At 62.2% G+C, this 13,673-nt stretch carries 13 protein-coding genes; 7 read left to right on the top strand and 6 right to left on the bottom strand.

Going from position 1 to position 13,673, the window contains the following annotated elements; genetic code table 11:
• From AB4Z19_RS22020 to AB4Z19_RS22010, 3 genes are all read right to left on the bottom strand, one after another.
• Entirely contained in the window at positions 1 to 1,149 is a 1,149-nt protein-coding gene (locus AB4Z19_RS22020; protein WP_442035991.1) for an HlyD family efflux transporter periplasmic adaptor subunit, read from the bottom strand.
• The gene (locus tag AB4Z19_RS22015) at positions 1,142 to 2,569 is read right to left on the bottom strand and encodes an efflux transporter outer membrane subunit (protein WP_442024272.1); all 1,428 of its coding nucleotides are present in this window, start codon (positions 2,567 to 2,569) and stop codon (positions 1,142 to 1,144) included. Before AB4Z19_RS22015 ends, AB4Z19_RS22020 begins: the two co-directional genes overlap by 8 nt.
• 86 nt (positions 2,570 to 2,655) lie before the next feature.
• A complete protein-coding gene (locus AB4Z19_RS22010; protein WP_442024270.1) occupies positions 2,656 to 3,591 on the bottom strand; it encodes a LysR family transcriptional regulator in 936 nt (311 codons plus the stop codon).
• Positions 3,592 to 3,724: 133 nt separating this feature from the next.
• Between AB4Z19_RS22010 and AB4Z19_RS22005 the strand changes: the two genes are divergently transcribed.
• The 6 genes from AB4Z19_RS22005 (at position 3,725) to AB4Z19_RS21980 (ending at position 9,489) form a co-directional block, all read left to right on the top strand.
• On the top strand, positions 3,725 to 4,927 hold the full coding sequence (locus AB4Z19_RS22005; protein WP_442035989.1) for an MFS transporter: 1,203 nt from the start codon (positions 3,725 to 3,727) through the stop codon (positions 4,925 to 4,927).
• Between the two features lie 26 nt (positions 4,928 to 4,953).
• Complete coding sequence (locus AB4Z19_RS22000; protein WP_442023457.1) at positions 4,954 to 5,307, top strand: CzcE family metal-binding protein; 354 nt, start codon at positions 4,954 to 4,956, stop codon at positions 5,305 to 5,307.
• Between the two features lie 11 nt (positions 5,308 to 5,318).
• Positions 5,319 to 5,753: a DJ-1/PfpI family protein gene (locus AB4Z19_RS21995; RefSeq protein WP_442023459.1), complete on the top strand. Its 435-nt coding sequence runs from the start codon at positions 5,319 to 5,321 to the stop codon at positions 5,751 to 5,753.
• 148 nt (positions 5,754 to 5,901) lie between these two features.
• Entirely contained in the window at positions 5,902 to 7,704 is a 1,803-nt protein-coding gene (locus AB4Z19_RS21990) for a DUF885 domain-containing protein (RefSeq protein ID WP_442023461.1), read from the top strand.
• Between the two features lie 41 nt (positions 7,705 to 7,745).
• Positions 7,746 to 8,093 (top strand): hypothetical protein, encoded by a 348-nt coding sequence (locus AB4Z19_RS21985; protein ID WP_442023463.1) that lies wholly within the window; start codon positions 7,746 to 7,748, stop codon positions 8,091 to 8,093.
• 31 nt (positions 8,094 to 8,124) lie between these two features.
• A complete protein-coding gene (locus AB4Z19_RS21980; protein WP_442023465.1) occupies positions 8,125 to 9,489 on the top strand; it encodes an aminotransferase-like domain-containing protein in 1,365 nt (454 codons plus the stop codon).
• Positions 9,490 to 9,492: 3 nt separating this feature from the next.
• Here AB4Z19_RS21980 and ligK read toward each other — a convergent pair whose 3' ends face one another.
• Genes ligK through AB4Z19_RS21965 form a run of 3 tightly spaced genes read right to left on the bottom strand, consistent with a single transcriptional unit; the run spans position 9,493 to position 12,344 of the window.
• Positions 9,493 to 10,176, bottom strand: a complete 684-nt coding sequence (gene ligK, locus AB4Z19_RS21975) for a 4-carboxy-4-hydroxy-2-oxoadipate aldolase/oxaloacetate decarboxylase (protein WP_442023475.1) — start codon at positions 10,174 to 10,176, stop codon at positions 9,493 to 9,495.
• 11 nt (positions 10,177 to 10,187) lie between these two features.
• Positions 10,188 to 11,213, bottom strand: a complete 1,026-nt coding sequence (locus AB4Z19_RS21970) for an amidohydrolase family protein (RefSeq protein WP_442023477.1) — start codon at positions 11,211 to 11,213, stop codon at positions 10,188 to 10,190.
• Positions 11,214 to 11,237: 24 nt separating this feature from the next.
• On the bottom strand, positions 11,238 to 12,344 hold the full coding sequence (locus AB4Z19_RS21965; RefSeq protein ID WP_442023467.1) for a 4-oxalomesaconate tautomerase: 1,107 nt from the start codon (positions 12,342 to 12,344) through the stop codon (positions 11,238 to 11,240).
• 118 nt (positions 12,345 to 12,462) lie between these two features.
• Here AB4Z19_RS21965 and AB4Z19_RS21960 point away from each other — a divergent pair, with 118 nt between their 5' ends.
• A complete protein-coding gene (locus AB4Z19_RS21960; RefSeq protein WP_442023468.1) occupies positions 12,463 to 13,665 on the top strand; it encodes a LysR family transcriptional regulator in 1,203 nt (400 codons plus the stop codon).
• Positions 13,666 to 13,673: the final 8 nt, after the last annotated feature.

The raw sequence follows: 13,673 nt of genomic DNA, 5'->3' as shown, positions 1-13,673 counted from the left end.
TCAGTTCACCTTGGCCAGCTCATTGCTGCCACCAAGATTGGCGGCGACGATGCGTTCGACCAGCTGGTCAGCCTGTTCCAGCTCATTCTTGAACACGTCGGTCCGGTAAACACCGCGATTGGCCGCCGTGTTCATTGCCACCGCGCCGCTACGATCGCCCGTATCGACCACTACGTGCATGGATAGGCCAAGCTTCAAGGGATGTGCCGCCAGTTCTTTCTGATCGAGCGCGATACGGATCGGCACACGCTGCACGACCTTGATCCAGTTGCCCGTGGCATTCTGTGCCGGCAGCAGTGCGAGCGCACTGCCGGTGCCGGCATCCTGCCCGATCACACGCCCGGAGTAATGCACCGTCTTGCCATACACATCGGCCGACAGCGTAACAGGCTGGCCAATGCGGATATCGCGCAACTGCGATTCCTTGAAGTTCGCGTTCACCCACATTTGATCGGGCGGCACAATGGCCATCAAGGCTGCGCCTGCGTTGACGCGCTGCCCCAGCTGCACATTTCGCTTGGTGACCAGGCCGGACACCGGCGCACGCAAGGTAGTGCGTACCGAAGCGACATAAGCCTCGCGCAGCTGCGACACGGCAGCCTGCACATCAGGATGGCTGGTGACGCTGGTCTGATCCACCAGTGCGCCGGCACCGGCCTGCTGCTGTTCCGCCACGCTCAGTGCTGCACGCGCGGCCTTGACGGCATCTTCCGCGTGATGAATGTCCTCACCCGAAATCGCGCCGCTTTCGGCCAGGTCACGGCGGCGGGCCAGGTCGGCTTCTGCGCGCGACAAATCCGCCGCCCTCAGCGTAACATTGGCGCGGAACTGGCTGGCGTTGGAAAACTGCACACGGACCTGGCGTACGGCACGCGACAACTGCGCTTCCGCGCGCGCCAGCGCAAGCTCGGCATCGACTTCATTCAGCTGTACCAGCACCTGGCCGGCTTTGACGTAATCGGTGTTATCGGCGCCGATCTGCGTCACGCTGCCGGAGACCTGCGGCGTCAATTGCACTACATTGCCATCGACGTAAGCATCTTCGGTCACTTGCTGGCCGGTGGGCGCGAGCATGGTCCATGCGGTGCCGGCGGCGCCCACCAGCAGCGCAGCTGCGACGATCGTCTGCGTTTTGGAAAACTTATTCATTGGCGTATCCCCCACCGAGCGCGCGCGCCAGCTGCATATCGAGCTCGAATCCGCGCGTATCGAGGTCGATCTGGGAGCGCTGCTGGGACAGCACCTGGATTTGCGTCGCCAGCACCTGCAGATAACTGCCGACACCTGAGCGATAGCGATTCATGGCCAGACCATACGCTTGCTGAGCGGTGTCCAGCGCTTCGTCCTGCAACGCGCTGCGCTCGGCCAGCGAATGGATGGACACCAGCTGGCTCGAGACATCACGCAGCGCATCGATCAGCGTCTGGTTATACGCCTCAACCGCCACATCGTAGTCGGCATCGCGCAAGGCCAGATTGCCGCGCAAGCGTCCGCCGTCGAAGATCGGCAGGTTCAACCCCGCCCCTGCGCTGGCAATCCCGCTGCCGCCCTGCAGGAAGTGGCTGAAACCCAGGCTTTGCAGCCCGATCAGGCCGTTCAGGTTGATGGTCGGGTAAAACTGCGCCTTTGCTACATCAATATCCTTGCTCAGCGATTCAACCCGCCAGCGCTGCGCCACGACGTCCGGCCGGCGCGCCAGCAGTTCGCTCGGCAACAGGCTGGGAACCGCAGCCGGACGCGCCACCTTGAGCTGCGGCCGTACAATGCTGGCGCCGCGATCCGGCCCCGCCCCCATCAACGCGGCCAGCTGAGTGCGCACCAGCGCAATCGACTCATCGGTCGCCGCGATATCACCCTTCGCCACCGGAATTGCCAACTGCGCCTGTTTCAAGTCCGCTTGCGAATCGATTTTTGCTGCGACGCGCTTCCCGGTCAGGTCCAGCACCTGTTGGCGCTGTTGCAGGACTTGCTCGCCCAGATCGCGCTGTGCATAGAACTGCGACAGTTTCAGATAAGTCTGCGCGATGCCGACCGTCAGCAGCAAGCGTGCTGCCTCGGCTTCCACTTCGGCAGCCTTTTGACGCCCTACTGCCGCATCCAGCGCGGCCTGATTCTTGCCCCAGAAGTCCAGCTCGTAGGAAAAGTTCAAGCTTGCTTCGTTACTCCATTTCCAGGAACCGGCCAAAGGTTTTGGAACATTGCTGTTCTCACTAAACGCCACCCGGTTGCTGCGTGCAGCGCCAGTCACCTGCGGCGACAACGCCGAGCCGGTGATCTCGGCGATTGCCGCGGCCTGGCGTACACGGGCTTCCGCCGCGCGCATGGTCGGGCTACCGGCCAGGGCCTCGCCGATCAACTGGTCGAGTTGCTTGTCACTGTAGCGATGCCACCAGTCGCGCGCCGGCCACGCTGCCTGCGATACTTCCGCGTGCGCCAGCGTCGCCCGCGCCTGCAGCTGGTTTGCATCGGTCATTCGCGACTGCGGCTTCAGCCCGCCGTCGCTGGCGCAGCCCGCCGCCAGTGCGGCGGCGCCGGCAAGGACAGCGATACGTAAAACGTGCGTACTCATAATGAGTCCTCCTGATTTTTGGATAGACCCAGTATCGGTTACCGCACACGCAAAAGGAATTCCTGCCTGCTGCGGCAGGTGGACAATCAGGATCGTTTTTGGGACAAGGCTGTGACGTCGGACAGTTCTTGCGCCATACGCGCACGCAAACGCGGCGCGACAAAATCAAAGAAGGCACGCAATTTCAGCGGCAGCGGCGCCTGCCCTTTATGCACAAGGCTGATCGGTAACGGTGCGGCTTCGAATTCCTCGAGCACCACGCAGAGCGCCTTATCGCGTATGGCCTGCGCCACCTGATAGGACAGCACACGCACCACGCCCACACCAAGCTTGGCGGCATCAATGGCCGCTTCCGCCGTATTGACTGAAAGCCTTGAATGTACCGGCACCCACTGCTCCGACTTGCCGCCGCCAAACGACCAGGCGCGCTTGGACTCCAGCACCTCAAAACTGACACAGTTATGCGTGGACAAATCTACAGGCTTGTACGGAACGCCATGTCTGGCCAGGTATTCCGGGCTGGCGCAGACCACGCGGCGTACGGCGCCCACACCGGTCGCCATCAGTGCGCTGTCGGGCAATTCGCCGATGCGCACTGCCACGTCTATTTGCTCATCCATCATGTGCACGACGCGGTCCGTCAGCATCAGGTTCACATCAATCTCGGGATACTGAGCCAGGAATTCGGCAACGACAGGCACCACATGCAAGCGCCCGAACACCACTGATGCCGTTACATCAAGCTTGCCTCGGGGAGCAGCATATTCGCCGGTCGCCGTGCGTTCGGCCTCGCCCACGTCTTCAAGGATGCGGCGGCAGGCGGCGACGTAGGAAACACCCGCTTCCGTGAGCGAGAGCTGCCGCGTTGTCCGGTGCAGCAGGCGCGTCTTCAGATGCGTTTCCAGTTCACTGACCTTGCGGCTGACATTCGCCAGCGGCATGTCGAGGCGGCGCGCCGCGGCAGAAAGACTGCCTGCGTCGACTACCGCAACAAGGATGGACATTGATTCGAGGCGATCCATCGGGCTCTATCAAATTATGGAAGGTTGATTCTCAATCTTATGGGATTCTCTTTGTACGTGCAAGGACCTAAGCTTCAGACCAAGCCAACAACCGCGCTAAAGCGGCCAACGTCCGATACGAAAGGAAAAGCACGTGAGCAAGCTGCCCACATCAACGATTAGTCCAACTGCCCCGGCGCTGGCGTCGCGCGGCAAGATCCTCATGATGGCCGGCGTTGCCGGTGCCGTGATCACCAATATCTACAGCACCCAGCCGATTCTTCCATTGATCGCTTCGGACTTGCGCGTCGGCCTGACGCAGGTTGATCTGGTGGCCGGCGCTGCCTTGCTTGGTTTCTCGACAGGCCTGGCCCTGCTGCTGCCGCTTGGCGACCGCTTCGACCGGCGCAAGCTGGTGCTGGGTCAAATCGTGCTGGCATTCGTGTTCGCCGCAGCCGCGGCGTTTGCGCCAGGCATCTGGGCACTGATCGCGGCATCCTTCGCGCTTGGCATCGTCAGCTGCGTGCCCCAGCAACTGGTGCCTTTTGCGGCCGTGATGTCGCTGCCTGCTGAACGCGGGCGCGCAGTCGGAACGGTCGTCAGCGGCATCATGGTCGGCGCCCTGCTCGGCCGCACCATCAGCGGCATGATCGGAACCGCCTATGGCTGGCGCGCAGTGTACGGCGCGGAAGCTGCATTCATGATTCCCGTCTGGATTGGAGCGGCCACCTTGCTGCCTCCCGGTGTGCCGACCACTAATCTGACTTACGGCCGATTGCTGGCGTCACTGTGGCCACTGGCGCGCAACCATCGTCCGATTCGGGAATCGATGATGATCCAGGCGCTGCTGTGGGCTTGCTTTAATGCCTTCTGGGTGAACCTGGCTTCGCTGCTGGCCAATGGCCCATGGCATTTGAACAGCGCCTGGGCCGGCAGCTTCGGCATCATCGGCGCGGCGGGTGCGCTGGCCGCTTCCGTCGGCGGACGCGCCACGGACAAACTCGGGCCGCGCAACATCATTGGCGTCAGCATCGGCGTTGTGACGCTTGCTTACATGCTGCTTGCGGGCGCTGAATCCTCGCTGGCCCTGCTGATAATCGGTGTCATCGTGCTCGATATCGGCGTGCAGTCCGGGCTTGTATCGAACCAGACCCGCGCTTTCGCAGTTGACCCGACAGCACAAGGCCGCATCAACAGCCTTTACATGACTGCGACCTTCTTTGGAGGCGCCGTTGGCGTAACGATCAGCGGATGGCTGATGACACGCTACGGCTGGATGGGCGTGGTCGTCTTTGGCGTCGCGCTGGGCCTGCTCGCATCCACCCTTCACTGGCTCGGCGCGCGGCGCCGCAGCTGAATCATTTATTTCATTAGGAGTTGACCATGAAAACCACCAGAACCCTTGCGGCCATTGCCTTTGCAGCCGCTGCCTTTGTCTCGAACGCCAATGCCGGCATCTTTGACGTAACACCAAAAGTCTATGGCGCGCCGGCCGCAGCGGCGGCAGCCGAACGCGTCGTCGACATCAACGCCAACACCAGGGACGTCAAGGTGGTGAATGGCGAGACGATCACCTTCAACATCGAGGGTAAACAGTTCACCTGGAAATTCGATTTGTTCACACCGGAGGGCGGCGTGCTCAATCTGTCCTTCATTCTGCCGAAGGACCTGCACGCGGATGGCGTGAAAGTCCACGTCGCCGAAAACCCGGAGTTCCGCGAAATGTACCGCAATTGAGGCGATGCGCCATGCGTATCGGCATCCTGATCTTCGCCGGCGTACATGCGCTGGAAGTCGGCGGCGCGCTGGACGTGTTCTACAAGGCGGCGCAGCTGGCGCACCAGCCGGCTGCCTACCAATTTGAGCTGATCGGACTGCAGCAAGGTCCGGTCCGCGCCTCGAACGGCATGCTCTTCCAGCCCACATGTACCATCGATGCTGCACCGCACGACATCGACACCTTGCTGCTACCCGGCGGAATGCAGTTGCACGAGAAGGCAGCCAGGCAGCGCCTGATCCACTGGCTGGTACAGCGGGCTGCTGTGGTACGGCGCCTGCGCTCCATCAGCTCCGGCACACTGCTGCGCGCGTTGTCGATGGTCGAAGAAGACCTGGGGGCGCAAATCGCATCGCAGACTGCCCGCGAACTGATGATCATCCCGGAACGCCCGATACGCGTATAGCCGGAAATCTTCATCTCAACCCCGATTTTTAGCGGTCTGTCGCATGGTTTTGCTGTGGCCAGGGGAGTTTCATATACTGGAGGGCGGTCCACCCGAACCCATCCCCGGGCTGCCACAAGCAGCTTGCCACTTACAAAAAAGGAATCCGATGTCGAAACCAAACTGGAAAGTCCGTGCCGTGCTGGGCGCGATCACGCTGGCGTTCTCCTCCCTGTCCGGCTTCGCTGGCGCCGCCGAACCAGGCTGGGTCGCCAAGAGCAACGACAACGCCAAGCTGCTGCTGAACCTCATGGCCAAATATTCGCCGGAGAGCGCCAGCTCGCTGGGCGTGGATGGCTATGATGAACTGATCACCGACATGTCGCACGACCAGTACGATGCCACCGTCAAGGATACGCGCGCAGTCGTCGCCGAACTGCTGAAGCGCCTGAAAGCGGAAACGGACCCGAAGATCAAGCAGGACCTGCAAATCCTGATCAACACCGGAAATGACCAGCTCAAGACGAACGAGCTGCAGCGCAAGCTGATGCTGCCTTACCAGGACATGAACCAGATGCTGTTCGAGGTGGTGCGCCAGACCCTCGATCCGCGCATCCCAAAAGAACGCCAGAAAACCCTGCTGGTGCGCCTGCAAAAATACGCGGGCATGACCAAGGGCTATCGTCCGATCACCGAACTGGCGCAGGAGCGTTTGCAGGAACGCCTGAAAGCCAATCCGAAGCTGCTGGGTCCCTACAAGGGCGAAGTGGAACAATCGCTGAACGATGGGCCGCAACTGATCGCCGGCATGAAGGATCTGCTGACCAAGAGCGATCTGCAAGGCTGGGAGCCGGCCTTCAGCGCGCTGGAAAAGCAGCTGAACGCGTATAACGACAATGTGCGCAAGAAGATTCTGCCGCTGGCGCGCGCCGATCACCGCCTGCCACCGGAAATCTATGCCGACAACCTGCACCAGTTCGGCGTCGACATCACGCCGCAGGAACTGATTGCCAAGGCACTGACTTCGTTCTCCGAGATCCGCAACCAGATGAATATTACGGCCGGCCTGATCGCCAAAGAGCGCAAGCTGCCTAATGCGGACTACCGCGCCGTCATCAAGGAATTGAAAAAGCAGCAGATCCCGCTCGACAACGTGATGCCACTGTACCAGGAGCGCCTGGGCCAGATCGAAGCCGCAGTGCGTGAACAAAAGATCGTGAGCCTGCCTGACCGCAAGGCCGTGATCCGTCTCGCCACGCCGGCCGAAAACGCCGCCCTGCCCGCGCCACATATGAACCCGCCACGCCTGATCGGCAACACCGGCGAATATGGCGAATTCGTTCTGACCACCGGCATGCCGCCGGATGCCAGCGGCAAAGCCAAGGTCTTCGACGACTTCACCCACCAGGCGGCTACCTGGACCCTGACCGCGCATGAAGCGCGTCCGGGCCACGAACTGCAGTTTGCGAAGATGATGGAAACCGGCGTATCCACCGCCCGTGCGGTGTTTGCCTTCAACAGCGTGAACGTGGAAGGCTGGGCGCTGTATGCGGAAGCGGAAATGCAGCCATATGAGCCGCTGGACGGCCAGTTGTTTGCGCTGCAAGCCCGCATGCAGCGCGCGGCACGCGCCTTCCTCGATCCGATGGTAAATCTGGGCGAAATCACGCCGGAAGACGTGCACTCCTTCCTGATGGACCAGGTGTGCCTGTCCGACGGCATGGCAACGCAGGAAATGCAGCGCTACACCTTCCGCTCGCCGGGCCAGGCAACCTCTTACTTCTACGGCTACCAGCGCCTGATGGAAACCCGCCAGGCTGCTGAAGTAGCCCTGCGTGCGAAGTTCGATCGCAAGGCCTTCAACGACTTCGTGCTGGCCCAGGGCATGCTGCCTCCTGCTCTGCTGCGTAAAGCCGTGATGGAGGACTTCGTTCCGGCACAAGGCAAAACGGTAGCGCAAGCCTCGCGCTGATCGTAGACGCCGCTGGGCCGGATTTGGTGTATTCTGCCGAAATGAACCAAGACACCGACATCCAGCTCAGCGGCCCTTTCAAGGCCAGCGACGGCAGCGGCCGCTCCATCGACATCAAAGCCATCCGCATTTTCGACGAAGGCTATGGCGTAATCGACCTCTATGTTGACCTGGCTGCACCGGCCAGCGACGGCCTGCACAAGGACAAAAAGCTTATCGCCGAGATCAGCGCGCACCTGCGCACGCTGGGCTACAAGGGTCCCGACCTGACGCCGGGCGACCCGGTGATTCAGGAAAAGAAGCTGATCGTACTCGATACGCCGGATGAATTCCTGGCTTTCGCCGTACGCAAGGGCTTCAAAGACCTGAGCTCAGAATTCGACGAGTAGATCCGTCGGCAGTATGTCCCATAGAAGATCCATGGAATGGCTGCCTGTGCTGGATTCAGGAGGCGGCCCACGCTACCTGCAAATTGCCGATGCCCTCGAACGCGCAATGTTCGAGGGCCTGCTTAAACCCGGCGACAGGTTGCCGCCGCAGCGCGAACTGGCGGCCCAGCTGGATGTCGACCTGACAACCATCACGCGCGCTTATGACGAAGCCAGGCGGCGCAATCTGCTGGAAGGCCGCGGTGCGCGCGGCACCTATGTCGCCGTGCCCAAGGTCGAACTGGCGCAAGTGCTTGACCTGAGCATGAACGTCCCTCCGCCACCTGCCGGCGTGAATTTTGATGATCTGATGAAGCAAGGCGTGTCGCAGGTGCTGCTGCGCGCGGAGAACGCGCTGCTGATGACTTATCACCTGGGCGGGGGCAGCGAATCCGACCGCGCCGCCGGTGCCAAATGGCTGGAACCGATGTTCGGCAAGCTCGATCCTGAACACATCGTGGTCTGCCCTGGCGCGCAGGCGGCGCTGGCTGCGCTGATCCTGGCGCATTCGGCGCCGGGCGATGTGATTCTGTCCGAGCCAACAATTTATCCCGGCTTGCGCGCAGCAGCCATGCAGCTGGGCCGCCAGCTGGTGACCGTCGAAACGGACGAATCCGGCATGCTGCCCGATGCTCTGACGAAAGCTTGCAAGCGTCACGGTGCGCGCCTGGTCTATCTCAATCCCACCCTGCAGAATCCGACCACGGTCACCATGCCGGCAAAGCGGCGCAAGGAAATCGCGGCGGCTGTCGTGCGCTGCGGGGTGCGCATTATTGAGGATGATCCATACTGGCTGTTTGCCGACTCCGCGCCATCACCAATAACGCGCCATGCGCCGGACCATGCCTGCTACATCTCCACCTTGTCGAAGTGCCTGACGCCGGGCTTGCGCGTCGCCTTTGTCGTCCTGCGCGACGCAGTGGAGCGCCAGCGCTTCATCTCCGCCCTGCGCGCCTTCGTGCTGATGGCGCCGCCGCTGACAACGGCGCTGGCCACCCAATGGATTTTCGACGGTTCCGCGCAGCGGCTATTCCAGGGCGTGAAGGAAGAAGCACAAATTCGCCAGCAACTTGCTCATGAGCTGCTGGCAGGCCGCCCCGGCGCGGCGCCCGATGGACTGCACATCTGGTTGAAGCTACCCAGCTACTGGACTTCTTCTGATCTGGCACGCGCTGCCGCCATGGAAGGCCTGGCAGTCACACCGGCCGAAGCCTTCAGCGCCGAAGTGGAAGGGCAGCACGCGATCCGCATCTCACTCGGCAGCATTCAGGACCGCAAGCACCTGGGTGCGGGCTTGCACCGCCTGTCCCAGCTGCTCACACGCGTGCCCCACTCTTTCAATGACTCGGTGATCTGAGTTTCAATCGATGTATTTCAGCCCGGCCTGCTCCAGCGGGCCGCGCATGCTGTACATGTCCAGACCCAGCACGCCGGATGCCAGCTTGGCACGCTTTTCGGCTTCCAGGTCTTCGCGCTTCTGGGCCACGGCAGCGACGCGGGCCGCATCGGCTGCCGGCACAATGACCACGCCATCGTCATCGGCAATGACAGCATCGCCCGGATTCACCAGCGCACCGGCGCACAGCACGGGAATGTTCACGGAACCCAGCGTCGCCTTGATGCAGCCTTTGGCGCTGATTGCTTTGCTCCAGACCGGAAAGCCCATCTCCTTCAGCACCCGCACATCGCGCACGCCGGCATCGATGATCAGCGCCTTGGCGCCGCGTGCCATGAAGCTGGTCGCCAGCAGGTCGCCGAAGTAGCCATCGGTGCAATCGGCCGTGATTGCCGCGACCACGATATCGCCAGGCTGGATCTGCTCCGCCGCCACGTGCAGCATCCAGTTATCGCCCGGATGCAGCAGCACGGTGACGGCGGCGCCGGACGCCTGCGCGCCCGCATAGATCGGGCGCATGTACGGCTTCAGCAGGCCCATACGGCCCATGGCTTCGTGCACCGTCGCGCTGCCGAATCGGCCCAGGTGATCGACATGCTCGCGCTCTGCGCGCACAATATTGCGCTTGACGACGCCCAGTTGATTGATCAGCGGTGTGGTCATAGTCCCTTCTCCTTCAGTGCTGCATCCAGGCGCGGATACACGCGGCGCGCGTTGTGTTCGAAAATATTGGCGCGGTCGTCGTCGCTCAGATTGGCTGCTTCGATATAGCGTTTGGTGTCGTCGTAGTAGTTGCCGGTTTCCGGATCAATGCCACGAACGGCGCCGATCATCTCGGAAGCGAACAGCACATTCTTCACCGGCATGACCTTGGTCAGCAGGTCGATGCCCGGCTGGTGATACACGCAAGTATCGAAGAAGATGTTGTTCAACAGGTGTTCGCTGAGCAGCGGCTTTTTCATCTCCTGAGCCAGACCGCGGAAGCGTCCCCAGTGATACGGCACCGCGCCGCCGCCATGCGGAATCAGGAACTTCAGTGTCGGGAAATCCTTGAACAGATCACTGGTCAGGCACTGCATGAAGGCGGTGGTATCGGCATTCAGGTAATGGGCGCCCGTTGTATGGAAGCAGGCATTGCAGCTGGTGCTGACGTGGATCATGGCCGGGATGCCGTATTCCACCATCTTCTCGTAAATCGGATACCACGATTTATCCGATAGCGGCGGCGAGGTCCAGTGGCCGCCTGATGGGTCGGGATTCAGATTGATGCCGACCATGCCGTATTCCTTGACGCACTTCTCCAGCTCCGGAATGCAGGTCGCGGGGTCGACGCCAGGCGATTGCGGCAACATGGCCGCGCCAATGAAGTGGTCCGGGAACAGCTGCGCCACGCGCGCGCACAGCTCATTGCAGATGGCAGCCCAGGTAGCGCTCGTATTGAAATCGCCGATGTGGTGCGCCATGAAGCTGGCTCGCGGCGAGAAAATAGTCAGATCCGAGCCGCGCTCCTTCATCAGGCGCAGCTGATTCAGTTCGATGGACTCGCGCAGTTCATCGTCGCTGATCTTCAGCTCCGATACTTTCGGCCCCAGTTCCGGCGTATTCAAGTTGGCGATCTGCTTGTTGCGCCATTCCTCCAGCGCTTTCGGCGCGGTGGTGTAGTGGCCGTGGCAGTCGATAATCAAAGGCTTGCGCATGGTCTTCCTTCTTCAGAGATGCGCGGGAACGAGCACTTCGCCCCGCATGATGGGCCGGGCAGTACGCAGCAGCGCGGCGCGCGTGACTTGCCCGGGATTGTTCGGGTCCAGACCCAGGTCCACGCTGAATTCGCCGGTTGGGTGTTCGATGGACAGTGTTTTCTCATCGCCTGGCGGCACAACAGCGATGCCGTCAGCGACCGAGCCGTCAAGAACGCAGGCCGTAGCGACGGTCACGGCGGCCAGGACCCCAATGGAATCGTGGCAAACGTGCGGGATGAAGCAGCGTGTCGCGAGCGCCCCGCCCTCGCGCGGTGGCGCGATCAGGCACATTTTCGGATAATTCCTGGCGCTGACATCGCCAAGGCCCATCAGCGGACCAACGGCCAGGCGCAGCGCTTCCAGACGAGCCTTCAGCGCTTCATGCGCATTCAGTTCGGCCGCGGTTTCGTAGCCGGTGATGCCGAAGTCGGTGGCGCGCACCAGCACCATGGGCATGCCGTTGTCGATCAGGGTGGCTTCGATAGTTTCGGCGCCAACGCTGACGCGGTCCAGCACACGGCCACTCGGCAGCATGGACGGACATACCGAACCGGCGGTATCGAGGAAGTTGATACTGATTGGTGCCGCCGTTCCCGGCACGCCATCGATGCGCGCATCGCCGCCGTATTGCAGCCTGCCGTGCGGCGTCTGCACCGTCACGTCGCATTGCATACCGGTGTTGAGAGTCAGGACGCGCGCGGTGGTCGTGCCGTTGGAAATCGGCAGCAGGCCGCGCTCCAGGGCAAACGGCAGCACAGCGGCCAGCATATTGCCGCAATTGGGCGTGACGTCCACCGTGTCCTTATTCGGCTGCAGCTGCGCGAACAGGAAGTCGAGATCGACGCCCGGCGTGGTGCTGCGGCGGACAATGCCGACTTTGCTGGTCAGAGGATGCGCGCCGCCCAGGCCATCGATCTGGCGCGGATCGGGTGAACCCATGGCCGCCAGCAACAGCCGGTCGCGCGCGGCGGTATCGGCCGGCAGGTCGGATTCCAGGAAAAATGGCCCGCGCGAGGTGCCACCGCGCATCAGCATGCAGGGCACGGCGCGCAGATCGGAGTCGGGTTGATTGCTCATGATGCGTTGCGGTTTTGCTGTTTGAACGACACCAGTATCCGCGCAGAGACGGCAGCCTTGGTTGCGTTGTGGACGATGATTTGTTCTAATTTACTTATTACACCTACATTTTCCGTCCATGATCAGCCTGCGCCATCTTCATGCCTTTAACGCCGTCGCGGCCAGCGGGGGAATCCGGGCTTCGTCAGAGAGCCTGTACCGGGCCTCGTCCGCCGTGGCGCGCTCGGTGGCGACGCTGGAGGAGAACCTGAGCACCCAGCTGTTCGAGCGCAAAGGCCGCGGCATGCTGCTGACCGCGGCTGGGGATGTGGTGCGCCGGCGCGCCGACCGTATTGAGGCTGAACTGCATGCAGTGCGCGAGGAAGCCGTACGGCTGCGCGACCGCAATGGCGCCAAAGTAGGCGGCATCGAGGCTCTGCTGAATGAGCGCCGTCTTCAGGCTGCGGCGCTGTTGGCAGAGATGCACCACATGCCCAGCGTGGCGCACGCCATGGGCGTGTCGCAATCGGCGGTCAGCCAGGCCATCGCGCGGCTTGAGGATATGCTGGGCCAAGCGCTCTTCCTACGCAGCGCGCACGGCATGGTGCCCACCGATTCAGGCCGCCGCTGGACGGAATCCTTCGAGCGCGTGCTCGCCGAGCTGCGCCACATTCCCGAGGATATCGCGGCGCTGCAAGGCGTGGTGCTGGGCACCGTGACCATTGGCGCGCTGCCGCTGGCGCGCTCGCAGATTCTGCCGATGGCGATTGCCTCGGTACTACAGCGTCATCCACTGCTGCATGTCCGTTCGCTCGAAAGTCCTTATGAAGAATTGATGGCGAGCCTGCTGAGCGGCCGCATCGATTTCATTGTCGGCGCTCAGCGCAGCGGCGTTGGCGATGACTTTGACTCGCGCGCGCTGCTGGAGGACAAGGCGGCGCTGGTGGCGCGTGCCGGCCATCCACTGGCGCAGCGCGGCAAATTGAAATTGAAGGATCTGGCCGGCTATCCCTGGGTGCTGTCGCGCAGCGGCACGCCATTGCGCGAATCGCTGGAACACTTCTTTCAGCGGCACGGAGCGCAAGCGCCCTCGCCTGCCGTCGAAACGGGCGACCTGGCGCTGCTGCGCGGCCTGCTGGTGTGCAGCGATATGCTGACCGTGCTGTCAGCACACCAGCTGCATCACGAGGTGCGCACCGGCCAGCTGGTGGTGCTGCCGTTCGACCTGCCGGGTACGGAACGCAGCATCGGCATCACCACACGCAAGAACGCACATCTATCGCCAGGCGCCAACGCACTGCTGGCGGAAATTGAAGCGGTCAGCGCGCACTGGCGCAGCTGACCGCAGCG

It is taken from the genome of Pseudoduganella sp. RAF19, assembly GCF_052114165.1.
Classification (GTDB): domain Bacteria; phylum Pseudomonadota; class Gammaproteobacteria; order Burkholderiales; family Burkholderiaceae_D; genus Rugamonas.
This window is presented reverse-complemented; position numbering and strand designations above follow the sequence as displayed.

Excerpts from the sequence above, each read along its gene's own strand:
- AB4Z19_RS21960 (WP_442023468.1), top strand. The coding sequence starts at position 12,463 with ATGATCAGCCTGCGCCATCTTCATGCCTTTAACGCCGTCGCGGCCAGC.
- AB4Z19_RS22015 (WP_442024272.1), bottom strand. The coding sequence starts at position 2,569 with ATGAGTACGCACGTTTTACGTATCGCTGTCCTTGCCGGCGCCGCCGCA.
- AB4Z19_RS22000 (WP_442023457.1), top strand. The coding sequence starts at position 4,954 with ATGAAAACCACCAGAACCCTTGCGGCCATTGCCTTTGCAGCCGCTGCC.
- AB4Z19_RS21965 (WP_442023467.1), bottom strand. The coding sequence starts at position 12,344 with ATGAGCAATCAACCCGACTCCGATCTGCGCGCCGTGCCCTGCATGCTG.
- AB4Z19_RS21995 (WP_442023459.1), top strand. The coding sequence starts at position 5,319 with ATGCGTATCGGCATCCTGATCTTCGCCGGCGTACATGCGCTGGAAGTC.
- AB4Z19_RS21980 (WP_442023465.1), top strand. The coding sequence starts at position 8,125 with ATGGAATGGCTGCCTGTGCTGGATTCAGGAGGCGGCCCACGCTACCTG.
- AB4Z19_RS22020 (WP_442035991.1), bottom strand. The coding sequence starts at position 1,149 with ATGAATAAGTTTTCCAAAACGCAGACGATCGTCGCAGCTGCGCTGCTG.
- AB4Z19_RS21985 (WP_442023463.1), top strand. The coding sequence starts at position 7,746 with ATGAACCAAGACACCGACATCCAGCTCAGCGGCCCTTTCAAGGCCAGC.
- AB4Z19_RS22010 (WP_442024270.1), bottom strand. The coding sequence starts at position 3,591 with ATGGATCGCCTCGAATCAATGTCCATCCTTGTTGCGGTAGTCGACGCA.
- AB4Z19_RS21990 (WP_442023461.1), top strand. The coding sequence starts at position 5,902 with ATGTCGAAACCAAACTGGAAAGTCCGTGCCGTGCTGGGCGCGATCACG.